Source organism: Aquimarina macrocephali (assembly GCF_051627225.1).
Classification (GTDB): domain Bacteria; phylum Bacteroidota; class Bacteroidia; order Flavobacteriales; family Flavobacteriaceae; genus Aquimarina; species Aquimarina macrocephali.
The window spans coordinates 3,864,305-3,887,678 of the sequence record NZ_CP151795.1; the positions used below are offsets into that span (position 1 = coordinate 3,864,305).

Below are 23,374 nucleotides of genomic sequence, written 5' to 3' on the forward strand. Positions count from 1 at the left end.
ATGAAGTATGGCCATTTTAAACAAAATAGCCATAAAAAAAACCTGCACATTGGCAGGGTAATAAATATTTTGAAAAATAATATTTATTTTTCGTTATAACAATAATCGATGACCACTCCGTTTACTTCTGCAATCTCACTTGTTAAAACACTAGTTCCGCCTTCTATTTTTCTCATAGAATCTACAGAAATCCTTGCTATTGTTAACTTTTTGAGACTGATTTTTCGTGTTCCGTCTTTTTTCATTTTTAAGGTGATTTAGTTATTTATAAGCCTTTTTCTTAAGTATATAAGAATCTAAAAAAATGTATTTCGTTAGAAATATATTTTATTTTAAGAGCTTATAATAATTACTTATGGCTAAATTGTTTAAAATAGCCATAGATTATATACTAATTTCTGAGTCTAAATATTGCTTATCCAAACTCTTAATATAATAGGACGGATTGATGCCTGTTTTTGCTTTAAAATGTTTCACCAGCGAGTAACTACTTTTATATCCAATTTCTGCAGCAATGGACTGAATAGAAAATGACCTGAATTTCTTATCATCTTTTAATCTTTTTAGAACATATTCAATTCTAAGGTCATTGATGTAATCGGTAAAGTTTTTTTCTTTGTGAATGTTTATTGTTTTGGATAAATACGTGGCATTGGTTTTTAACTTTTTTGCCATGGATCGTAAATTACATTCAGACTTTAAAAAGTATTCTTGAGTTTCTAGTTTTTCTAGGCCTTTAATAATTTCGTTGATTTTCTGATCGTCAATAATAATTTCTTTGGGCGATTCTTTCTTATTAGCCGTGGTTTGTTTAATAGATTCTAAATTGTTAATTTCTTCCATTAATTTATTAAACAAAGTTTTATTGGATCGTTGTTTTTTGATGTACATAAAAACGATACAGGTAAGCATCATTAATGTGATTAAAAGAACCCAGAATATTAGGTTTTTCGCTTGCTGATCTTTGTTTTGCTTTGTTTTAAGAGTTACTATTTGTTTTTGAAGTCTATTAGTCTCTTTTTCATGAATTATATCCACTGTTTGATCCTTATCTTTTTGATAAGATTCATTTAGTTTAACATATCTGTTACTCCACAGATTTGCTTTTTCATATTCTTTTTTTTCATTGTAACAATGAGCTAGTAACAAATGAGATCTAATCGCTGGAGGTTTTAAGGAATCATTTTCTGCAAAGTTGTTTATACTATTCGTTAATACGTTAATTGCTTTATCATAAAATTTTTGCTGATAATAACAACTTGCAATGAAATAATTAGTATTGATTATGGGATAGGTTTTGTTGTTAATTTCTTGATTGGACAGAATGTCTTTTGCTTTAAATAAAAAGTCTAAGGATGTATCATATTTTTTTTGATAATAATATACCATTCCTTTTTTTATATATAAATCCAAAATAGCCTCTTTATATCCCAGCTCTTTGCTTATATCTAGTCCTTTTTCTATATAGTATAATGTAGAATCATATTGTTCTCTATCTAAATACACCTCACTAGTAAGAATCAAAATACTAGCGTGAGCTCCTTTTCTATGAAAATTAGTATTTGGGATTAATTTAAGTGAATGACGTGCGGTTTTTAGAGCTTTGTCCAATCTGTTCATTCTTTTGAGAATAACAATGAGTCCCGAATTAGCTTTAATTTCAACTTCTTTGTGCCCTGTTAGTTCTGTAATATCTAATGCTTTTGAATAGGCGTCAAGTGCATCTTTGTTTTTTCCATCTCTAAGATGTATATGACCTTTTCTAGTATATATAATAGATAATAAAGAGTCATGGTGCACTTTTTTAACTATTTGCTCCGCTTTATCATAATAGGACATGCTTTTTTCATAATCTTCATTGTCGTAAAATAACCCAGCTTGTTTAATATATACTATAGCATCTTGAATATCATTTTCTTGAGCAGAAATACAAAAGGAGTTGAATACAAGAATAAATAAAGGAAAAATAAGGTATTTGCCTAATAAAGGTATATAGTGGGTTGTCATTATGATAGAATGTGTATTATCAAAAGTAAGTAATACTTTTATTTTTCCAGAATATTTATATCACATACTCATAATGGTCAAAAATGAAAAGAGGTATAGAATATATTACGGTTGTTTCCTTAATTAACCAAGAAATAATTTAGCAGATTGCCTTTTGTTTTACAAAATATTTAAAAACAAAATGTTCTCCTGATGAAGTAGAAATAGTACTGATGCCTTTGCCAGAACAGATTGATGGATCAATATGTAGATTTCTGATGATTGGCATTATTTAGACGAAAAGTGAATACTTCTCTTGGTTTCTATCATTCTAACCACATCTTAAAATCCTTTACACGCTCTCTTGCCACAATAATTTCTTGTTCGTTAAAATGATTGAGTTTTATTTGTAATCTTGAATTGGTATAGGATATGATATCTTGTATCGCATTTATGTTGATGTAGAACTTTCTGCTTGCCCTAAAAAATTGCTGTGGATTTAATTCGTCTTCAAGAGACTCCAGAGTTGTATCGATCAGATAGTTTCTATTATCTGTTGTATGCAGATATGTTCCTTTATTTTCAGAATAAAAACATTCGATATCTTCTACCGAAAATATTTTGAGATGTTGCCCTACCTTTGTTGTGAATCGCTTTTTATACGTGCGATCCATAGGGTTTATTAATAGCTTCTTAATATCTTCAAAATCTACCTGAAGCTGTTGTTTTTGTGGTAATTGTTCCTTGTATTTTTGTACAGCAACTTCTAACTCTTCGTCGTCTATTGGTTTTAAAAGATAATCGATACTATTTAGCTTAAAAGCTTTTAGAGCATATTCATCATAAGCAGTGGTAAATATAATTGAGCTTTTTATAGTGATCGCATCAAATATTTCAAAAGATAAACCATCACTTAATTGAATATCCAAAAAGATTAGATCCGGATGTTCATTAGTACTAAACCATTCTATAGATTCTCGCACAGAATGTAACATGGTATGTACTTTTATATTTAGTTCACCAAGCATTCTGTTTAGACGTCTGGCAGCAGGTTTTTCATCTTCAATAATTATAATGTTCATTCTTTTAAAGTTAGATAGTTTTAAAGTTTTAAAGAGGTAAAGAATTTATGTCTGGTGCGTATCACTCCTGATTTCACACTCTTAATATTTATCATTTTTATTCCCAACGTTGTTGTTCCGGGCCTTGTTCTTCGTCCATATATTCTCTAATCTTACGTTCTTCCCAGTCTTTATCAAACATAGGATTTATTCTATAGGCTTTGACTGCATGAAAAGCTAAACCAATTCCCCAACCGAATGCAGCCCATAAAAACCAAGCATAATGCCATTCATTTTGATAATAATTTAATCCGGCTAAAAATCCAATAACAATAACATAAGAGAATAAATTATTATAGAATTTTTTTAATTCTTCTACTCGTTCTTTTGCTCGTTCATATCTTTTTTCTTTATTGAAATCTTTCATGATAATTAGTTTTTAAGTTTATTGATACTGCTTTAAAAAGAAATTAAAACTTATCCTTGTCCATAAATTCTTTGATTTTACGTTCTTCCCAATCTTTGCTAAAAATAGATTTTTTAAAGAATTTTTTCAGAAAGAATCTTTCTCTAAATACCCATAATCCATGGCCTAGCAATACAACTCCCCATATTACAGGAGTTAAAATGGTATTCCAGAATTTCCAATTTCTAAACCCTGGATCATCATTATTAGCATCAACAAATATTATCAACTTAGACATGAAAAAGAATAGAGCAATATTGATTACTATATATACTACAAGGTGAGAATAGAATCCTTTTTCTTCATCAAGTCTTTTCTTTGCTTTTTCATAAGCTTTTTCTTCGTTATAATCATTCATGGTAGCTGTCATTTGATTCGTTCATATATTTTCTAATTTTTTTCTCTTCCCAATCCTTTCCTAATACAGGGTGATATCCATAAGCTTCTGAATAATGAAAGATGAGTCCGATACCCCAACCTACAATAGGAAATATTACCCAGGGAATACCAAATCCTGTTGTTTTGTAATTTAGTACAGCCAGGCAAGGGATAACGATTACATAAGAAATCAGATTACCATAAAATTCTTTGATCTTTTGTACACGTTCTTTTGCTCTTTTATATTTTATGCTTTTTGTGTGTTCTATATTTTCTGAAATTGTCATATCTGCTGATTTTATTTGTTTTGTTAATATTGGAAGCTCTGCAATAAATGCATCTTCCGTTTTATACACCGAAAATTTTCTTTTCGTTAATAGCGCGTATCGTTGTTGTACATTTCCTAAGCCTACGCCACTGCTTTGTTTTATGACTTCTTTAGGTTGAAGATTATTTTCAACGATTAAAAAATTATCTTTTTCATAGATTTTAATATGCAGAGGGTTCTCTGGCATCACTATATTGTGTTTTACAGTATTCTCAAGTAAAATTTGTAATGATAATGGTACTACTCTGGCTTCAGGGTTTAATGCTTGCTCAGGAATCTCAAAAATAATACTGTCTTCAAAGCGTAATTGTATTAAGGTCATGTACGTTCGAGCAAATTTTAATTCTTCATCCACAGTGACTAATTCTTTATCTTTTTGCTCTAAAACATATCGATATACTTTTGATAATGATGTTGTAAATTTTTGTGCCATTTTTGGATTTTCCTCAATTAGAGAGGTCAATACATTAAGGCTGTTAAACAAAAAATGAGGATCTAATTGATTCTTTAATGCTGCAAACTTTGCAGAAACAGTTCCTGCTATAATCTTTTGCTCGGTAACTTTTGTCTCCTGTAATGCTTTATAAAAGTATACCGTATGAAAGAATAGAGAAATGATAACTGTTAGTAATAATGGAAACAGATAATCTTTAAAAGACTGATCAACAATAAATTCTGAGCTTGTTTGGGTTTTAAGTATAACTACAGCAACAACAAACTGGCATATTGCATACCCTACCATTGTTATGATGATAGAACCTCCGGCTCCAATTAGAACCCTTTGTAATCCCTTGTTTTCCCATTCAAATTTATTATTTAAAACATTAAAATAAAAAGAATTAAGGTATGTTAAAATAAAACAATACATATAGGCAATAGTCCACCATTTTACAGTAAGAATTCGTTCAAAATTAAATCCATTTGCTAATAAAGTTACCAATGCGACTATCACAGAGACCACTAGGGAAATAATGGCTATTCTTTTTAAATCATTCATGTATACCTCTTTTTATTTTAATGTGATCAAGGGTGAATTTTTAACTTTAAAAATTATCCTTTACAGTTTTCCTGAACACGTTTTACCTGATCTTTACCCCATTTTGGGTAAAATGGAATATCGTGTGATTCGTTTTCAAAATACAAGATAGCTTTTTCTATCTCAGGACAAAAGACTTTTGGGTCTTTACCGAAGAATTTTGCGCCCCCCATTTTCCATTCGGCATGGTATAAAGTAGCTCTGGGGTTTTTAGGTTCTAATACCTTTGCTTTTTGATATAATTGTTCAACTTTGGCAGACAATGTCATCCCGTATACCGAGGGATTATATGCAACATATGCCGTGTTAAGTAATGCTTCCATAATTAGTATTTCGGCATTGTCACTCGCATATGTTTTTGCTTCATTAAGGTAATCCTGAGCCTTTTTTAATCTGGATTCTATAGCTTCTGCATCTTTTATACTAAAAGTTGTAATAATATGAACTTGGGCAGCATAATAATACGGTAACCAGTTTTCTTTTTCAGCTTTAGCAATACGTTCAAAAAGATTAATAGCCTCATCTGGGTTTTTATTTCCCCATAATTCAAAAGCTTTAGTCATTCCTTTTTCATATGACGATTGGGCATTGGTTGCAGTAATGGTAAAAAAAGCAAGTATAATAACTATTGTTTTCATAATGGTTTAGTTTTTAATTTATAGTGTAAAGATCATTAGGAAACTGATCTTTTTAAAGTAATTATGACCGAAGTGTATTTTTTAATGGATGAAATGTAAACACACTTATAATTTGATAGATTGTACGATTGCTTTATCAGAAATAGAGAACTTAGCATCTTCCCATTTTGGTGGCCCAAACTTTCCTTTTGCATTATTACTGGTCCCATATGGTTCTGTGGGGATGCTAAGAAAAGTGTTCAATTTCTGGTTATTATCCGTATCGTGATATAATGAAATAGCATACTCTCCTTTAGGAACATTTTTGAAAATGACTTCTACACTTCCGGTTTTGGCTTTGGTACTGATAGATTGGTATGTTTTATTCAGGAAATTACCTTTATTATCGTATAATCCTACCTGTATTGTACCCTTGTCGGATTCTATATTGGTGATCATAACGGTAAGAGAAAATTCTGATTCCTGAGCAATACTTGTTTTTGTAAATAACATAAGTAATAGGATGATCGTAAATTTTAAAGCTTTCATAATAGTATAGATTATAGTTTTCCTGAGTTTTATAGATTATCTAATTGATTATCGGTTTTATTATCACTTATGGTCCAGAAAAAACCAACAATAAAAAAGCGATCTGCATTAGGCGTTATAGCTCGTCTGGAGAAGTTACCATCGACATTGGGTGTATTTGCATATTGATAGTTAAAAACATTATCAAACCCTAATACATTAGAAACCGAGAAGTATAGGATTTTTTGCTGACTGATAAGATACGCCCAACTAAAGTTGATTGAATTATAAGTTTTTGTCTTTTCATTTTGAAATACAGATTGATTGGGATTATTATAGGGCCTACCAGATGCAAAATTATAGGTGGCACTCATTAATGATTTCCAATCTTCGATCCAGTATTTAGTAACCAGAGACAGGTTGTGTTTTGCTGCAAAGTTTGGAGTCGCTTTATTAGGGTAGTTTCTGTAATCTCTTTTAGTATCGAGATAAGAGTAACTGGCCCAATATTCGAGATTCTTGATAGATTTGTTATCTCGCCAGAAGATATCTAATCCAGCAGCATAACCGCTTCCATTATTAGTATACAAACTGGTAAATTCTGGACGATCTGTATCAAACTTTATGAGTTCCTCATAAGATTTGTAATAGGCTTCGGCTCTAAAAGTTCTTCGATTATTTTGATATAGGTAATTAAAAATATAATGCGATGATTTTTCGGGTTCCAGAGTTTCATTATATTTTAAAACATCTTGTTGTGGTGCTTGGTAAAAATCACCATATGCTAATGATATCTGAGATTTTGATGATGTTTTATAAGCTAAAGAAGCTCTGGGTGAGATCTTGGTATAATCTAATAAGGTATTATGAACTCCGCGAACTCCTATTTGCATTGCTAGTTTTTTACTGAAAAACACATTAGCTTCAGTAAAAGCGGCAGTACTATTATTATCAAATGAACTTTTAAAAGGATCAGAATTAGGAACGGAAACATGTTCTGAAAACGTACCTACATATTGTTCTGCACCAAAATTTAATTTAAAACGATTGCTAAATCTCTTTCTTAATTTCAATTTAAAATGAAAACTGTTCTCATTATTATCGACGTTGGTATTTACAATTTTAATGTCATTATGATCATTCGCAAAACTAGTACCAGTTGCGATAGTCCAATCGTTACCTAAGCTTCCTTTATACGAAGTGTTGAGATATAAATTTCTGTTTTTAAGCCCAAAATTAACTCCTTCTGGCGTATTGATATCTTCTTGAACAAGATCAAATTCGGAGTAGTTTAAACCTCCGTATACTTTTAAAAGCCCTTTTTCAAATGTATGACGGTATACCGCTTCTCCTGATAACGATTCGTACGGTTTTTTCCAATCTACCCGTTGCGATATGATTTCCTGATATGGCTTTAGGTTTAGGTAAAAAGCATTAATACTTAAAGAGTTCTTTTTCCACTTTTGTGTATTTCCTACGCCAAGACCAACACTTATAAAAGATAAGTCTGTTTTTTCCTGATCGGGTTCATCGATAGTATTTAATAATAAAACACTTGATAAAGCATCTCCATACTCGGCAGAATAGCCTCCGGTAGAAAAGTTAGTGCCTTTAAAAAGAAAAGGCGAAAACCTCCCACGAGTAGGGATATTATTTGTGGTTGCGGCAAAGGGCTGAAAAACTCTCAGGCCATCAATATAGATATTAGTTTCATTGGCATCTCCACCGCGTACAAAAAGTCTACCGTCTTCGGCAACTGTAGATGTTCCTGGTAAAGTCTGAAAAGCGCCAATATAATCCCCTGCAGCACCTGCTGTAGTAACAATGTCCAAAGGAGAGAGTACAGAGGCCTTGCTGTTATCTCCGGCAGAAAATGTTCCGGCATTAAGAATTACACTACCTAAAGAATTTACATCTTCTCTTAGTGTAATTTTTAAGTTGTTCATTGCAGAGACATCTGTTAATATTGTATATGTTTCAAAAGAAAGAAAAGAAACTAGTAAGGTTTGAGGCCCTGTTTCTGAAGTGGAAAAAGAAAAAGCTCCATTTTTATCAGAAGATCCTCCATCATATGTTCCGTCGAGATAGACATTTGCTCCTTCAATAGGAATTCCTGATGCATCGGTCACATTTCCTGTAATAGCGGTTTGGGCGTTTGTTGATAATAGAATTGTGATAAAGGCAAAGGTTAGTGCTAGTTTCATGTATATAATAGTTTTTTGATTGCGAGGTCAAAAATGGTCTATCTATACAAAAACTGAAATTGAATTTTACCGAACTGTAGAATTTTAAGGACTAATTGTAATGTTGTTTTGTTCTAAAAAAAATGACGAGAATGACATCTCCTCAGGTAAATGAGAAGGAAAACCCAGGGAACAGAAATGCTTACTTGAATATATTACAACCTATATTTAAGATGTGCAGTATTAGAACTGTTCTTTTTTCTTTTATGTATTACAATTAAGATGTAAAGAATATAATTGTCATTCTATTTTGAAGTATGGAGTAAGATAGCACTACACTCGCTCTATAGTATCTTCTTTATTCTTAAACGGCCTTACTATCAATCTTGCTGCTTTATCATAATTGATATAATTGTATACCCAGTTAAAGAAAGTAACAAATCGATTTCTAAAACCTACCAGAAACCATAAATGAATAAACATCCATATAAACCAAGCAAAGAAACCTCCGAATTTAAACTCTCCAATATCGACTACTGCTTTATTACGACCGATAGTAGCCATAGATCCTTTGTCAAAATATTTAAAAGGGACCATATCTTTACCTCTAAGGTAGCGTTTTAAGTTTTTGGCAAGATGACTTCCTTGCTGTATTGCAGGTTGTGCAACCATTGGATGCCCTTTGGGATATGTTTTAGTTTCCATTACAGAAATATCTCCAATAGCAAAAATATTTTCATACCCATCGACCTGATTGAATTCGTTTACTTTATAACGATTGGCTCTTGGGATCAGGGAATCTGCATGTATTCCTGATACGGGAGCTCCCGTTACACCAGCAGACCATATAAAGGTTGCGGTTCTAAGGGATAGGTCAGTATTGGTACTTACAATATTATTTTCATAGTGTTGTACCTGGGTATTGGTATGAATATGTACTCCTAGTTTTTTTAAGAATTTAGTAGCTTTTTCTGATGCGTGTTCACTCATAGGAGGTAGAACACGAGGTGCACCCTCTATCAAATGAATTTCCATATCTTCAAAATTCATATCAGGATAATCTCTGGGAAGTACATTTAATTTTAATTCTGCAATTCCTCCTGCTAGTTCAACTCCTGTTGGACCAGCACCAGCGAGTACAAAACGTAGAAGTTCTTTCCTTTCTTCTGGATCTGTGGTAATCACTGCCTGCTCCAGGTTTTCAAGCATTAAGCTGCGAAGATTTAATGCTTGCGGTAAGTTTTTCATTCGCATTGCATTTTTTTCTATAGTAGTATTTCCAAAAAAATTGGTTCGCGCACCTGTAGCAATAACAAGATAATCATAAGAAATACTACCAATATTGGTATGTACATTTTGAATATCTGGATCTATGGCCGTTACTTCTGCCATTCTAAAAAAAGTATTTTTACCTCTTTTAACAATCTTACGAAGTGGATATGCAATAGAGTCTGGTTCTAATGAAGATGTAGATACTTGATAAAGAAGTGGTTGGAAAGTGTGGTAATTATGTCTGTCTAATAAGACCAGTTGCACATCTTCTTTAACCATTTTTCTTGCTAATGCAACCCCGGAAAACCCCCCGCCAATTATGACTAATCTGGGTAAATTGGTATGTGGAATATTCATAAGATATATGTTGTTTTACAAAGATAAAGTGATAAAATTATATACCCTACAGAATACTTGGATTTATGACTAAAATTATCATACTTTTATTTTTATTTGTAACATAAACGTTTTCTTGACTACATATAAGAAGTAACCGACCAAAGTGAATAAAGAATTAGAACATAGTTTTGTAACCAATCTTGAGCAAAATCAGAATATTGTGCACAAGGTCTGTAGAATATATACCAATGATTCTGATTCACATAATGATTTGTTTCAGGAAATAACGATTCAGCTTTGGAAAGCATATCCTAAGTTTAGAGGAGACGCTAAGTTTAGCACCTGGATGTATAGAGTTGCATTAAATACTGCAATTACATTATACAGAAGGTCCAAAAGAAGTATTAAGACAGCTGATCTTGATACGATGAACTTTAAGATAAAAGCTGAAGAATATGATGATGAAGTTGAGCAACAACTGAAACTAATGTATGCAGCAGTAAAACAATTAAATGATATAGAGAAAGCTTTGGTTTTCTTATATCTTGAAGATAAATCATATAGAGAAATAGCTGATACCATGGGTATTAGCGAGGTAAATGCCCGAGTAAAGATGAATAGAGTAAAAACGAAGTTGAAAAAAATACTAAATCCGTAACCCCATGGATGAATTAGAACTATTAAAGAAGGACTGGAAGAAGCAAGAAGATGTGCTTCCCAGATTGTCATATAAAGAAATATATAAAATGATTCTAAAAAAATCTTCTTCTATTGTAAGATGGATTTTTATCATTAGTATTTTAGAATTTCTATTATGGGCTTCTTTGGATGTCGTATTTAGACTAAATGGAATGTATTCGAAAGTAGAAAAGGTAGATATGGGGTCATTCTCTTTGATAGCTTCGATTGTTTCTTACGGTATTTTGATATACTTTATTACTCGTTTTTATATAAACTATAAGAAAATAAAGGCGACCGATTCTGCTAAAGTGTTAATGGAAAATATTATAAAAACAAGAAGAACAGTAAAACAATATATCTGGGTAAACATTAGCTTTTTTGCATTAGCAATGGTTGCTACCATGAGTTATGCACTTATATTCACAGAAACATTTCAGAACAATTCTGTCAAAAACCAATTGCCAGTATGGTTAGTTGTAGTGGTTACTTTGTTAGTAACATCAATATTTATAGGAGCAATAGCATTATTCTACAGAGTTATTTATGGAATTTTTACCCGAAGGTTGAAAAGAAATTATGGAGAACTTAAACAACTTGAGATATAAGTTATTTATTCTCATTAAATGCTGATGGTAATAGCTGAGGAATAAATTTTACCAGTAAAGGTAATAGTAGACTTCCACCCGGAAGAATAAAAATAGCCAAAGAAGGTATCGTTTTACAAATATCAAGTAATTGTTTTTTTACTTGTTGTTTTTCTTCCTTAGATAAATCTCGCATTGTAGATTGTCCTAATAATATCATTAGGTCTTTACTTTCAGAGATTTCTTTAATTAGCCTCTTTTTATTTCTTAATATCAATACACTAACCGTTCGAGAGGTTTGCTGGTAAAAATGTAATGCAGGATTCGAATAATTAAAAAACGAAATATCTTCCTTATGTTGATTAATGAACGATTGTACCAAATCAATTGATTCTGCTATTACCGTATGGGATAGCTCAAGTTCTGTGCCCAGAGCCAGCATAAAACTCTGTTCTCCTTTATCTACCTCTTTATCATTCCAAACAGCCAGACTGGTAAGATCCAGAATATATTTTTTTTCAATTTCGTCTGTATATGGATCTAATTCTATATAATCAAAACTAGCTTCTTCTTCTGTAGAAATATTAGTATATCGTACAGATGAAGAGAATAATTTAACTAAAAGCTTGTCATATTCATCTTGCTCTTTTTTAGAGTTAAGAGCAAGAAAAACAGTATTTGTTAGGGTTTCTTCTAATTTGGCAGCATACTCAAAAGGGTTCTTATCATGTATAAGAAAATATTCAAAAGCTAATACATCAATAAACAATAATGCATTAGTTAGTAGATGACTGAAGTTTTTCTTAAAAAGAGATTCATTTGTTTGTATACGGGCGTGTATAATTTTTTCGAGCTTTTCATTTTTATTCCCCGGTAATATGTTGCCCAAAGAAAAAATAGATTTTTTGGTATCTAAAAAACCATAGAATTGCACAAGTGCATCAACACAATCATTTTTATCGGCATTTTCGATTGTATCATAGTACGTAATCACTAGTGCAGCGAATAAATTGATCTTTGTCTTTTCTTCTTCAGAATAAACAATATCCGAATCATTAACTATAATGGTATCTATAGAAGTACCATAGATAAAACCTACTCGTCTTAAATCAAGATATAGTTCGTCAAATGACCATTGAGGCAAATTGGGATCGCCATCAAGGTCTCGTAAAAACTTTTCTATCCAACCCGAAGTCGAAGGATTCATTGATTAATAATTTGTTGCAAAGTTAATTTTATTTTGGTGAAATGCTATTTTGAAAAGTTATTAAAATGTATTAGAAAAAGTGAAATTTTTAATACACTATGATAGTAATGAAATATGCATATGAGTTATATCAAAAGATGTCAGAACTCAGGCATAGAGAGTTGTTATAAAACATTTATATAGATATTAACAACAACGCAAGAAATGGGTTTTAAGAATCTGATAATTATAAGAATTTTATAGTTTCAAAAAAAAGAGTAAATAAAAACAGTTATAAGAACCGAAACATTATAAAAACCAGTGAAAGCAATACAGCATAAAGTAGAAACTATAAATTGGCAAGTAATAACAGAGGAGATGAATGAAAAAGGATATACGATTATCCCAGAATTTCTTTCAGAAAATCAATGTAGAGAAATGATAGATAGATATGATAATCCCACAGGTTATCGCAAAACTGTGGTGATGGAACGATACAGGTTTGGTTTGGGGGAGTACAAATATTTTGATTACCCATTACCAAAACTTGTACAGGCTATTAGAGAAAGTGTATATCCAAAGCTTGCTCCAATTGCCAATTTGTGGATGAAAGTATTGAAAATAGACAAAGTCTTTCCCGAAACATTTCGGGAGTTACAAACATTGTGTCATGCTAATCATCAGCTAAAACCTACACCATTGATTTTAAAATATGGAATAGGGGGATTTAATACTTTGCATCAAGATTTATATGGAGATGTGTATTTTCCTTTCCAAACTGTTTTGTTTTTAAACAAATCAGGTAATGATTATACAGGAGGAGAATTTGTAATAACACAACAAACTCCCAGAGCTCAGTCTAAAGCTATTGTTTTACAGCCTAAAAAAGGAGATATGCTTATTTTTACAACTAACTTTAGACCTGTAAAGGGAACAAAAGGATATTACAGGGTAAATATGAAACATGGAGTGAGCGAATTACATAATGGTAAAAGATATACCTTAGGAGTGATTTTTCATGATGCTGTTAGTTAGAATGATACTACACAAAGAAATAGGAAATACAGGCTTAAGAAAAAAAATCAGGCAAAAAGAAATTTGCTTTGGAGGTAACCTAAAACTCAAAATTTATGGAACTTTGAAATGTAGATCGGGAAAGAGAATGAAACGAGAAAACCGAGTATTTTTCTTGTCAGAAAATGAAGCAAAGAATCATGGATACAGGCCATGCGGACATTGTATGAGAAGTGAATATAAAAAATGGAAGAATGGATTTGTTTAGTCATATCATAGATCATGAGAAAAATATATTACCCCATGATGGTATTGTAAATTATTATGGTAAATTGATGTCATCACAGCAAGCCAATCATTATTTTAATCGCTTACTAGAAAATATAGAATGGAAAAATGATGAGGCTATCATTTTTGGTAAACGAATTGTAACCAAACGTAAAGTAGCCTGGTATGCAGAGAAATCATTTGAATATACGTATTCAAATACTACAAAATTTGCACTACCCTGGATACCAGAACTGTTAGAGTTAAAAGAACTTATCGAGCAAAAAACAGATGAAACATTTAATTCTTGCTTGCTTAATTTATACCATACTGGTAGCGAAGGAATGGCTTGGCATAGTGATGCAGAAAAAGATCTTAAAAAAAATGGAGCAATCGCATCATTGAGTTTTGGAGCAGAACGAAAATTTGCGTTTAAACATAAAATAACAAAAGATAAAAGAGCATTGGTTTTAGAAAATGGTAGTTTGTTGATAATGAAAGATACAACGCAAACTAATTGGCTGCATCGCTTACCTCCCACAAAAATGATAAACACTCCAAGAATTAATCTGACATTTAGAACGATAGTAGAAAAATGAGAATATTAGTAAACAAGTAATAATACTAATTGCATAAAGGCTTTACATATCCTTAATAGAAGATTTATGCTCAATTTCTTACTCTATAAACATCAGTAAGAGCAAGATCTATTAAGTTTTGTTAGTTTTATATATTTTATCCGTAATTTCCTTTTTTATTTAATTCTAATAAATAATGGGTTTAAACGGCTTTTAATTATTTATTGATGAAAAAACAATAAGTGTGAAGTGTCTACAAAATATTACAGTATTAATATTAATAGTATTTGTTTTTGGATGCGATAAATCTGAAACTGATCTCACCACATATGTACCTATTCCTGCAGGTAAATTTTTGGATGATTGGACATTTCATGTAAATCAACAAAGCACCGGTGGTTTTGATATTGCAGAATTTAGATTATGGGTTCCGGACCCAACAGACGTTTCTGGTTTAAAAGCAATTTTGGTAATAACGCCCCATTTTAATGGTAATGGATTAGGTAATGCAGATTCTGAGGCGTGGCAAGAGTATGCTAGAAATAATAATATTGGCCTTATTGGCGTTCGGTTAAAAACACTAAATTCTATAGCTGCTTTTGATACCTATGCAAATGCAGAAGAGGGTAGTGGACAAGCACTTCTAACAGCCCTTGAAGCTATTGCAGAAAAAAATAATATTCCAGAAGTAACAACATTACCTTTTTTATTGAAAGGCTATTCGGCAGGAGGAATGTTTAGCTATTTTTTTTCAGCTTTTAAGCCTGATCGTGTAATCGCGTTTGCTAATATTAGAGGATGGGCCATATCTACAAAAAACGAAAGTAAGGATATACCAGGTTTAATGCTGATTGCCGAAATGGATACACCAAGTAGAGGTATAACTATAATGAAACAAGTAGTTGAAACAAATAGAGCTCAAAATGGACTTTGGAGTTATGTTGTTGAGCCTAATGCAGATCATTTTACTCCATTAGCTAAATCAGATGAATTAATAAAATTATTCTTTTCTTCTGCCTTAGCATATAGAGTAGATGGTACATCCAGAGAACTACTTCCTATATCAGAGACTTCGGGATGGCTAGGTAATAAAGTTTCTAAAAATATCTTTTCATATGAGACTTATCCAGATAATAAAAATGAAGCAGTATGGCTCATTGATGAAGGCTTTGCCAATACATGGAAAGATTATCAAATAGAGTGATAAAAACGTAAACCTGTAGGGTATATAACAAAAAAGAGGCTATTCTGAAAATAGCCTCTTTTTTGTTATATAAGTGTCCCGTCCTGAAATAAGTTGACACAAAATTGACTTATTTATGAAAGATTCAGGAAACACTAACAAGAAGCGTACTCAACGCGATTACAATTTAGGTTTTAAATTGGGAGTGGTATCCCAAGTAGAAAAAGGCGAGATGACCTATAAACAAGCCCAGAAGGCTTATGGTATCCAGGGAAGAAGTACTGTTTTGGTTTGGTTACGAAAACATGGTACCTTAGACTGGAGCAAGCCAATTCGTTATCACATGCCAAAATCTAAAGAGACTCCAGCCCAAAAGATCAAACGTTTAGAGCGAGAATTATCGGATGAGAAGTTGAGAAATAAGATTCTTAACACTATGATTGATATCTCTGATCAACAGTATGGCACTTCTATCAGAAAAAAGTTTTCTCCCAAACCATCCACCGAATCAGACAAGACCATCGATTAAGCTTATCGCGTTGTTGTCGATTGTTTGGGATCACAAGACAAGCTGTCTATCAATTAGAAAAACGTAAAGCTAAAAGAGCAGAAGAACTTGTTCAAATAGGAGAATTAGTTCGATCTATAAGAATGGAGATGCCAAGATTAGGCACTCGTAAGCTATATTATTTACTGAAAGTAGAGATATCCAAATTAGGTATAAAAATGGGTAGAGATGCACTTTTTAATTACTTAAGATCTGAACACCTGTTGATACGACCAAAGAAAAATTATACAAAAACCACAAACTCTAAGCACTGGCTTAGAAAACACCCTAATTTGATGAAAGACAGTAAAGCTTCAAGGCCAGAAGAATTTTTTGTTAGTGATATTACTTATATCAAAAGCAGAGAACGTACTCATTATTTATCTCTAGTTACAGACGCCTATAGCCGAAAGATTATGGGATATCAACTCAGTGATGATATGAGTGCAGAAAATGTTGTAAAGGCAATCAAAATGGCAACTAAAAATAGAGTAACTAATAAACAGCTTATCCATCATTCTGATAGAGGATTACAATATTGTTCGATAGTTTATCAAAAAGAATTACAACTCAACAATATAATACCATCAATGACCGATGGATATGATTGTTATCAGAATGCTTTGGCAGAAAGAATTAATGGTACGCTAAAAGGAGAATTTTTAATATATACTTGTGAAAATGGTAGAGAACTAAAGCAACTCATCAAAGAATCAATTTACACCTATAATAACAAAAGACCGCACTTCAGTCTTAATTATAAAACTCCTAACTTTATACACAACAAAAAAACCATTGAAGCTAGATTCAATGGTTTGAATTAAATTATTAAAAAACTGTCAACCTATTTTAGGACGACTCAAAGATAAATTTTATTGGATAATCCCACCACAACTCACTCTGCTACCTGCGGCACCAGAAGGTTGAGAAGTAAAATCATCAATACCTTTATGTACAATAATTGCTTTACCTACAATATTCTTTTTATCATCATCACAACCAATACACCATTCATTAGTAGCAAAAGTGATATTGCCATTACCGCTTGCATCAGCTTTAAAGTTTCCTATATCTCCCTTGTGATATCCTTCTTTGGCACCCCATTTTCCATGAGATTCCATTGTTGGATTCCAATGCCCTCCTGTAGATTTACCATCTGCCGATGAACAATCTGCTTTTTCGTGAATATGAATAGCATGCTCTCCTTCATCTAGTCCTGTTAATTCTGCTATCATGTTTACCATACCTTCAGATTCGGTAAAAATAACTTTGCCCGAAACTTTACTATCACTTTTTGGTTCTAGAGTAAATTCTAAGGTCTTTGCATTATCCTCTTCTTCTTGATCTGTAGTAGTATCTACATTTTCTTTGGTGTTCTCTTGATCTGTAGTTTCTTTCTTTTCTCCTTTACAACCAAATACAGCTATAGATAAGAAAGCTAACACTACCAATTTTAACGTTTTCATAGTTTTATGGTTTGTATGTCATTTACAAACGTAATATAATGTAGTTTTAGTTTATGACAAAGAATTTGGATAGGAAATACCGAAGCATTATATAATACGTAAATTATATTCTTTTGAGAAGTTCTTTATTATCTCGCACACCTCGCTTTAGGTTTTCAGTGATAATTAGAGCTTTATCGATTCGGGATTGAGAATTTTTTATTTTTAGAATATAGTAAATTAAACTTCTTTTTTTTCCATCGGTCAAAGACTCAAAGATATCTAAAGCTTCCAGGTCACTTTGTAAAACAGCATCAAATTCTTCTGGCATCTCTACTCCGTATTTGGTAGTATCTTCGTGTAAGGCAACCTTAAAAAAATCTGTAGGGAAAACACCTAGTTTCTTTTGATTTTGTTTATTAAAAGTAATATGATAATTGCTTTTCCATTTTTGTAAAGCTGCATGAAATCGTACTGATGCTGTATTGAAAGTAATTTCTACAATCACTCTTTTATGCCCTTCTTCTATAAGATATTGTGCAATTTTATCTGGCACAATAATACTATGACTAGAATTGAGTGAAGTTTCAAAAAATTGATTTTTCATAGCCTATGATTTTACCGAAAATACAAAACAAAATTTGCTTCAATTTAAGAATATTTTGTTTAATGTTTATTTAATAGTGTTAATCAAATTTGATATTTAGTATAGATAACTAACGTTAGTTATAGAAAAATTCAATACTAAATTCGACACTTTTTCCGTAATGTTAAAAAGGGATTCTTATTCTTCCCTTTTTTTTAGTAAAGTTTTAGATAAAAAATATTTTAATCATAGAACCAGTATTCATAATAGTTGAGCAAAGTATTATTTGTGACAAAAAGTGTATTAGTGTCTGTATTAAACATATTTCAATATTTTTGTTAAATTTCGTGTGTTTCGTGAGACATTCTCATTTGTTTATATAAATGCTTTAATTTTTGTTAATTTTATAGAACACAAACTCAAAAATTTTTTTTATGAAAAAAGGTTACTCGTTTGTCATTCTATTATTTTTAATAGGGCAAACAATTCTTGCACAGAACTCGAACACGCTAGTTCGAAATCACTTTAGCGATATTGCTAAAAATGAATCTTCAAAAACTTTAAATACTGATTTTTCAGAATGGAGAATTACAGATGAGGTTCCTTCATTAAAACCTGGTTTAACACATGTATATGTTAATCAGCTTTATAATGGAATTCCTATTGTAGATGGAACTTTTAAGTTAACGGTTAATAATGGTAAAGTTACTTATGAAATTGATCAATTTATTAAAGGAGTAAAATCAAAAGTAACTTCTACTAAAGCATCTTCTACAGAGATTTCGGCAATAAATGCGGTTATAAGGGCGCATAACTTGCCTTCTGCTAAAAGATTATCTAAAACTGTAAGCAAATCTAATGGAAACGATGTTTCACAATTTACAGATTCTGGAATTACAGGGGATAACGAACCTATTCAAGTTAGAAAAGTCTATAAATTGCATAATAACGAATTACGTCTAAGTTGGAATGTGAGTCTCTATGAGAAAAACGGACATAACTGGTGGAATAGTTTTGTAGATGCTGCGACAGGTGAAATTATATATGAAGATAACTGGGTAGTTAAGTGTAGTTTTGAAAGTGCTGATCACGGGTCACACAATCATGAATCTGTACTTATGGATACCAAAGCAGTAGTAACAGTTGCAGAAGCACCAACGGCAGCTTTGGCTCCTGACTCATATAATGTACTTGCAATGCCGGTAGAAAGCCCAATACATGGTAGCCGTTCTGTAGTTACAAATCCAGCAAATACTACAGCATCTCCTTTTGGATGGCATGATACTAACGGAAGTAATGGAGCAGAACATACCATTACAAGAGGTAATAATGTATGGGCACAGGATGATATTAACGGAAATAATGGTACAGGTGCTTCTCCTAGTGGAGGATCAAGTCTTGATTTTAATTTTCCATTAAATCTTAATCAAGACCCTAGCAACTATAGAGATGCTGCTATAACCAATTTATTTTACTGGAATAATATAATACATGATGTATTCTATCAATATGGCTTTAATGAAGCTAGTGGAAATTTTCAGGAAAACAACTATGGTAAAGGCGGGGCAGGAAGCGATTCTGTAAATGCAGATGCACAAGATGGTAGTGTTACTTGTAATGATCCAAGAACCAATTGTATCAATAATGCAAATTTCGGTACTCCACCAGATGGAAGTAACCCAAGAATGCAAATGTTCTTATGGAATAAAACGAACCCTAAGAGAGATGGGGATTTTGATAATGGAATTATAGCTCATGAGTATGGTCATGGTATTTCTACTCGATTAGTAGGAGGACCTTCTTCTAATGTTTTAGGAGGATCTGAACAAATGGGAGAAGGCTGGTCTGACTTTTTTGGATTAATATTGACCATGAAAGCAGGTGATGTAGGTACAGATGGAAGAGGTGTTGGTACATATGCGCTTGGCCAACCAACTTCTGGAAACGGAATTAGACCAACTCGATATTCTACAGATACATCTATTAACAGTACAGATTATGGAGATATAAATAACCTACGTGTACCACATGGAGTTGGTTATGCATTTGCAACCATTCTTTGGGATATGACCTGGGCTTTAATAGATCAGGAAGGTTTTGATGCGGATTTTTATAATGGAACAGGTGGGAATAATATTGCTATGGCCCTTGTTATTGAAGGATTAAAGAATACAGCTAATAACCCAGGATTTGTTTCGGGTAGAGATGGAATTCTTCAGGCAGACAAAGATTTGTATAACGAAAAATATAAGTGCTTGATTTGGAAAGCATTTGCAGCACGTGGAGTAGGGAAAGATGCTAACGAAAATAATAATGGTGGTTCTAATAGTAATACAGATCAAACTGTTTCTTTTGTGAATCCTTGTGATGGCACAGATCCAGGAACAGGTAATTGTTCTGGTGATGTGACTTCATTTCCTTTTTCAGAAAGTTTTGAAACTAATTTAGGACAATGGGCACAAACAACATCTGGAGATGACTTAAACTGGACCAGAAATTCTGGAACCACTCCATCTACAGGAACCGGACCAAGTAGCGCAGCAGATGGTACTTTCTACCTTTATGTAGAAGCTTCTGGTAATGGAACGGGATTCCCTAACAAACGAGCTATACTAAATTCACCTTGTTTAAATTTCAGTAGTTTAACTACTCCTAAACTTGCATTCCAATACCATATGGTAGGAAGTGCAATAAATACTTTAGTAGTAGAAGCAAGAACCAATAATACAGGAAACTGGACAAGCGTATTCTCTAAAACAGGTGCTCAGGGTACCAGTTGGAATACAGCAGATGTTGATCTATCGGCATATGCAGGTAATGCAAGTGTACAATTACGATTTAATGTAGTTACAGGTAGTGGTACTAGCGGTTGGCAAAGTGATATTGCAATAGATGCAGTAAGTATTCAAAATGGTACGACAAACCCTCCGGTGTGTGATGCGTTGAATTTTAATGATTTCCAGATTAATGCGTTCTCTAACCAAGATAATGCAGGTAATTTCTCAATCGTAAGCGGGGGAGCAGGATTATCTATGCAGAATAATACCTGGAAATATATTAGTCTTAACTATACCGTTACAGCTAATACAGTAATAGAATTTGATTTTAGCAGTACTTCTCAAGGTGAGATTCATGCAGTTGGTTTTGAAAATGATAACACACTGACTTCTACACGATATTTTAAAGTACATGGAACTCAAAATTATGGAGTAACCAACTTTGATAATTATGCTAGTGGTACTAAGAAATATGTTATTCCTGTAGGTGATTTTTATACAGGTAGTATGGATCGTTTAGTATTTATCAATGATAACGATGCAGGAAGCGGAAATAACTCAATATTCTCTAATGTGAAGATTTATGAAGGATCTTGTGGTGGAGCATTAGCAGCAGAAATGGTAGCAGGATTTGGAAATATGACACCTATTCTGGGTGATGAAGATGAAGGTGATGTATCAACCATTAGAATCGCACCAAACCCATTGAAGAAAGGAAACTTACTTCGAGTGTTTGTTCCTAGCAAAGAAATATCAAATACATCGTATTCTGTTATAAATATTATGGGACAAGTAGTTGGAGAAGGAAGGCTTAATAATAATGGTTTTATCAATCTTGATCGCTTGGGTGCTGGTATGTATATACTTAGAATCCAAAATTCTGAAAAGAAAGAAAAAGATACAATAAAACGCTTTATTATTGAATAACTGATTTGTAGAGTAATACTAAAGACCGTTCGAAAGAACGGTCTTTTTTGTTTTATAGATGTATTTAAATTTGGTGATATTGATCTTTAAATCAAAGTAGTAATGACCTGCGTTTCACTATGCAAGGTCTTATGAACGGGACATTTATCTGCGATCTGTAGGATTCTGGTAATTTGTTTTTCATCAAGATTTCCTTCGATCTTTATTTCTCTTTCGAAAGTATCGATTTTTGCTGTTGGATCTTCACAGTTTTCACAATCTACCATATGAGATTTACTATAACTGGTATGTACTTCTACATGCTGTAAATCCCACCCTTTTCTGGCAACATACATTTTTATGGTCATAGCTGTACAGGCAGATAATCCGGCTGATACATACTCATAGGGTGATGGCCCAAAATCATGACCTCCTACACTTTCTGGCTCATCGGCAATCAAATAATGATTTCCAACTTTCATTTGTGTTGTATACCCTTCAGCATTTCCTAAACTGGCAACTACATGGTGTTGGCTTTTAAGTCTTGGTTCTTCAGGAATTTCAATATATCGAGAGGACCATCCTGCAATAACATTTCCGGCATACATAGAATCTTCTTTCCGCATCAGCAAGTGATCTGCTCCATCTAAGGTTACGAAGCTTTTGGGGTGTTTTGCAGCATGATAAATTTCTTCAGCATTTTTTATAGGTACAGTAGTATCCTGTGGAGAATGCATTACCAGAAGTGCTTTATCCAAATGTTTTGCAACTTCAGGAAGTGATTTGGTTTCTAAATCATCCAAAAATTGTTTTTTTATCGTAAAATCCCTCCCACTTAGGTTGATTGTAGCTTTTCCGTTTATTTGAATTTCTTCTAAACCGCTTTTTAGTAAATGTGCAACGTGCTTTGGGTTAGAAGGAGCTCCAATCGTTGCAACTGCTTTAATAGTGTCAATCTTTGCTGCTGCAAATATTGAAGCGGCACCTCCAAGAGAATGCCCAATAAGTAGAGTAGGAGCTTTATACTTTTTTGCCAAAAAGTCTGCTGCGGCTACAAGATCTTCGACATTACCAGAAAAGTTGGTGTCTTCAAAATCACCTTCGCTTTCTCCGAGCCCGGTAAAATCAAATCTCAGTACTCCAAATCCTTGAGAAGTAAGTCCTCTACTTATATTTCGTACCGCACCTAGATTCTTATTACAAGTAAAGCAATGTGCAAATAATACAAAATTATGGGGATGTTGATCGGCAGGAAGCTCTAAACGCCCCGATAGTGATTGACCTTCAGCATTGATAAAAGTAACTTTAGAAAGACTCATATAGATGGTAGTTTGTATTAAAGGTCGAACTTTTTACTTTAAAATAACATTTTAAGTATTAATAATTTCAACCTGCAAGGAATTAAGGGATCAACAGGTTCTTGTAT

The 23,374-nt window shown here is 32.5% G+C and carries 22 protein-coding genes; 8 read left to right on the top strand and 14 right to left on the bottom strand.

All coding sequences use genetic code 11. The features are described 5' to 3' along the window. Positions 1–83 precede the first annotated feature (83 nt). From AAFU52_RS16790 to AAFU52_RS16835, 10 genes are all read right to left on the bottom strand, one after another. A complete protein-coding gene (locus AAFU52_RS16790) occupies positions 84–245 on the bottom strand; it encodes a class I lanthipeptide (RefSeq protein ID WP_438422738.1) in 162 nt (53 codons plus the stop codon). 139 nt (positions 246–384) lie between these two features. Next, a complete protein-coding gene (locus AAFU52_RS16795; protein WP_438422740.1) occupies positions 385–2,007 on the bottom strand; it encodes a helix-turn-helix domain-containing protein in 1,623 nt (540 codons plus the stop codon). Between the two features lie 305 nt (positions 2,008–2,312). Further along, the gene (locus tag AAFU52_RS16800; RefSeq protein WP_438422741.1) at positions 2,313–3,068 is read right to left on the bottom strand and encodes a LytR/AlgR family response regulator transcription factor; all 756 of its coding nucleotides are present in this window, start codon (positions 3,066–3,068) and stop codon (positions 2,313–2,315) included. A 97-nt stretch (positions 3,069–3,165) separates the two neighbouring features. Continuing rightward, positions 3,166–3,474, bottom strand: a complete 309-nt coding sequence (locus tag AAFU52_RS16805) for a 2TM domain-containing protein (RefSeq protein WP_024770247.1) — start codon at positions 3,472–3,474, stop codon at positions 3,166–3,168. A 43-nt stretch (positions 3,475–3,517) separates the two neighbouring features. Continuing rightward, positions 3,518–3,871, bottom strand: a complete 354-nt coding sequence (locus tag AAFU52_RS16810; protein ID WP_024770246.1) for a 2TM domain-containing protein — start codon at positions 3,869–3,871, stop codon at positions 3,518–3,520. Further along, positions 3,864–5,216 (bottom strand): 2TM domain-containing protein, encoded by a 1,353-nt coding sequence (locus AAFU52_RS16815; protein ID WP_438422744.1) that lies wholly within the window; start codon positions 5,214–5,216, stop codon positions 3,864–3,866. The genes AAFU52_RS16810 and AAFU52_RS16815 overlap by 8 nt, the downstream gene beginning before the upstream one ends. A 53-nt stretch (positions 5,217–5,269) precedes the next feature. Beyond that, a complete protein-coding gene (locus tag AAFU52_RS16820; protein WP_024770244.1) occupies positions 5,270–5,893 on the bottom strand; it encodes a hypothetical protein in 624 nt (207 codons plus the stop codon). A 105-nt stretch (positions 5,894–5,998) separates the two neighbouring features. After that, a complete protein-coding gene (locus AAFU52_RS16825) occupies positions 5,999–6,421 on the bottom strand; it encodes a DUF2141 domain-containing protein (protein ID WP_438422745.1) in 423 nt (140 codons plus the stop codon). A gap of 29 nt (positions 6,422–6,450) precedes the next feature. Continuing rightward, positions 6,451–8,604: a TonB-dependent receptor gene (locus tag AAFU52_RS16830; protein WP_438422746.1), complete on the bottom strand. Its 2,154-nt coding sequence runs from the start codon at positions 8,602–8,604 to the stop codon at positions 6,451–6,453. A gap of 312 nt (positions 8,605–8,916) precedes the next feature. Then, on the bottom strand, positions 8,917–10,212 hold the full coding sequence (locus AAFU52_RS16835; RefSeq protein ID WP_438422748.1) for an NAD(P)/FAD-dependent oxidoreductase: 1,296 nt from the start codon (positions 10,210–10,212) through the stop codon (positions 8,917–8,919). A gap of 145 nt (positions 10,213–10,357) precedes the next feature. Between AAFU52_RS16835 and AAFU52_RS16840 the strand changes: the two genes are divergently transcribed. Then, on the top strand, positions 10,358–10,852 hold the full coding sequence (locus AAFU52_RS16840) for an RNA polymerase sigma factor (RefSeq protein WP_438422750.1): 495 nt from the start codon (positions 10,358–10,360) through the stop codon (positions 10,850–10,852). Between the two features lie 4 nt (positions 10,853–10,856). After that, a complete protein-coding gene (locus AAFU52_RS16845; protein ID WP_024770239.1) occupies positions 10,857–11,480 on the top strand; it encodes a hypothetical protein in 624 nt (207 codons plus the stop codon). 1 nt (position 11,481) lies between these two features. Here the strand turns inward: AAFU52_RS16845 and AAFU52_RS16850 are convergent, their stop codons facing one another. Next, complete coding sequence (locus AAFU52_RS16850; RefSeq protein ID WP_438422751.1) at positions 11,482–12,666, bottom strand: LETM1-related biofilm-associated protein; 1,185 nt, start codon at positions 12,664–12,666, stop codon at positions 11,482–11,484. 300 nt (positions 12,667–12,966) lie between these two features. On the opposite strand from AAFU52_RS16850, the gene AAFU52_RS16855 reads away from it, so the two are divergent. The 5 genes from AAFU52_RS16855 (at position 12,967) to AAFU52_RS16875 (ending at position 17,058) form a co-directional block, all read left to right on the top strand. Continuing rightward, on the top strand, positions 12,967–13,680 hold the full coding sequence (locus tag AAFU52_RS16855) for a 2OG-Fe(II) oxygenase (protein ID WP_438422752.1): 714 nt from the start codon (positions 12,967–12,969) through the stop codon (positions 13,678–13,680). Position 13,681: 1 nt separating this feature from the next. After that, entirely contained in the window at positions 13,682–13,927 is a 246-nt protein-coding gene (locus tag AAFU52_RS16860) for an Ada metal-binding domain-containing protein (protein ID WP_024770236.1), read from the top strand. After that, positions 13,914–14,525: an alpha-ketoglutarate-dependent dioxygenase AlkB family protein gene (locus tag AAFU52_RS16865; protein ID WP_024770235.1), complete on the top strand. Its 612-nt coding sequence runs from the start codon at positions 13,914–13,916 to the stop codon at positions 14,523–14,525. The genes AAFU52_RS16860 and AAFU52_RS16865 overlap by 14 nt, the downstream gene beginning before the upstream one ends. 223 nt (positions 14,526–14,748) lie before the next feature. Continuing rightward, on the top strand, positions 14,749–15,708 hold the full coding sequence (locus tag AAFU52_RS16870) for a hypothetical protein (protein WP_438422754.1): 960 nt from the start codon (positions 14,749–14,751) through the stop codon (positions 15,706–15,708). Positions 15,709–15,823: 115 nt separating this feature from the next. Next, positions 15,824–17,058 (top strand): IS3 family transposase gene (locus AAFU52_RS16875; RefSeq protein WP_438422755.1). Its coding sequence is split into 2 segments (ribosomal slippage): positions 15,824–16,160 and positions 16,160–17,058, totalling 1,236 coding nucleotides; the frame shifts between segments, so codons are not numbered across the junction. Positions 17,059–17,106: 48 nt separating this feature from the next. On the opposite strand, the gene AAFU52_RS16880 is transcribed toward AAFU52_RS16875, so the two are convergent. Both AAFU52_RS16880 and AAFU52_RS16885 read right to left on the bottom strand, forming a co-directional pair. Beyond that, a complete protein-coding gene (locus tag AAFU52_RS16880; protein WP_024770233.1) occupies positions 17,107–17,700 on the bottom strand; it encodes a superoxide dismutase family protein in 594 nt (197 codons plus the stop codon). A gap of 103 nt (positions 17,701–17,803) precedes the next feature. Further along, complete coding sequence (locus tag AAFU52_RS16885; protein WP_438422757.1) at positions 17,804–18,286, bottom strand: YdeI/OmpD-associated family protein; 483 nt, start codon at positions 18,284–18,286, stop codon at positions 17,804–17,806. 413 nt (positions 18,287–18,699) lie between these two features. On the opposite strand from AAFU52_RS16885, the gene AAFU52_RS16890 reads away from it, so the two are divergent. Next, positions 18,700–21,969 (top strand): M36 family metallopeptidase, encoded by a 3,270-nt coding sequence (locus AAFU52_RS16890; protein WP_438422758.1) that lies wholly within the window; start codon positions 18,700–18,702, stop codon positions 21,967–21,969. An 86-nt stretch (positions 21,970–22,055) separates the two neighbouring features. Here AAFU52_RS16890 and AAFU52_RS16895 read toward each other — a convergent pair whose 3' ends face one another. Next, positions 22,056–23,267, bottom strand: coding sequence for a bifunctional alpha/beta hydrolase/OsmC family protein (locus AAFU52_RS16895; protein ID WP_024770230.1), 1,212 nt, complete (start codon positions 23,265–23,267; stop codon positions 22,056–22,058). Positions 23,268–23,374: the final 107 nt, after the last annotated feature.

Bases quoted from the DNA above. Each gene is read 5' to 3' on its own strand.
- AAFU52_RS16890 (WP_438422758.1), top strand. From the start codon at position 18,700: ATGAAAAAAGGTTACTCGTTTGTCATTCTATTATTTTTAATAGGGCAA.
- AAFU52_RS16860 (WP_024770236.1), top strand. From the start codon at position 13,682: ATGATACTACACAAAGAAATAGGAAATACAGGCTTAAGAAAAAAAATC.
- AAFU52_RS16880 (WP_024770233.1), bottom strand. From the start codon at position 17,700: ATGAAAACGTTAAAATTGGTAGTGTTAGCTTTCTTATCTATAGCTGTA.
- AAFU52_RS16790 (WP_438422738.1), bottom strand. From the start codon at position 245: ATGAAAAAAGACGGAACACGAAAAATCAGTCTCAAAAAGTTAACAATA.
- AAFU52_RS16825 (WP_438422745.1), bottom strand. From the start codon at position 6,421: ATGAAAGCTTTAAAATTTACGATCATCCTATTACTTATGTTATTTACA.
- AAFU52_RS16850 (WP_438422751.1), bottom strand. From the start codon at position 12,666: ATGAATCCTTCGACTTCGGGTTGGATAGAAAAGTTTTTACGAGACCTT.
- AAFU52_RS16810 (WP_024770246.1), bottom strand. From the start codon at position 3,871: ATGAATGATTATAACGAAGAAAAAGCTTATGAAAAAGCAAAGAAAAGA.
- AAFU52_RS16895 (WP_024770230.1), bottom strand. From the start codon at position 23,267: ATGAGTCTTTCTAAAGTTACTTTTATCAATGCTGAAGGTCAATCACTA.
- AAFU52_RS16800 (WP_438422741.1), bottom strand. From the start codon at position 3,068: ATGAACATTATAATTATTGAAGATGAAAAACCTGCTGCCAGACGTCTA.
- AAFU52_RS16815 (WP_438422744.1), bottom strand. From the start codon at position 5,216: ATGAATGATTTAAAAAGAATAGCCATTATTTCCCTAGTGGTCTCTGTG.
- AAFU52_RS16845 (WP_024770239.1), top strand. From the start codon at position 10,857: ATGGATGAATTAGAACTATTAAAGAAGGACTGGAAGAAGCAAGAAGAT.
- AAFU52_RS16820 (WP_024770244.1), bottom strand. From the start codon at position 5,893: ATGAAAACAATAGTTATTATACTTGCTTTTTTTACCATTACTGCAACC.
- AAFU52_RS16795 (WP_438422740.1), bottom strand. From the start codon at position 2,007: ATGACAACCCACTATATACCTTTATTAGGCAAATACCTTATTTTTCCT.
- AAFU52_RS16885 (WP_438422757.1), bottom strand. From the start codon at position 18,286: ATGAAAAATCAATTTTTTGAAACTTCACTCAATTCTAGTCATAGTATT.
- AAFU52_RS16805 (WP_024770247.1), bottom strand. From the start codon at position 3,474: ATGAAAGATTTCAATAAAGAAAAAAGATATGAACGAGCAAAAGAACGA.
- AAFU52_RS16865 (WP_024770235.1), top strand. From the start codon at position 13,914: ATGGATTTGTTTAGTCATATCATAGATCATGAGAAAAATATATTACCC.
- AAFU52_RS16830 (WP_438422746.1), bottom strand. From the start codon at position 8,604: ATGAAACTAGCACTAACCTTTGCCTTTATCACAATTCTATTATCAACA.
- AAFU52_RS16835 (WP_438422748.1), bottom strand. From the start codon at position 10,212: ATGAATATTCCACATACCAATTTACCCAGATTAGTCATAATTGGCGGG.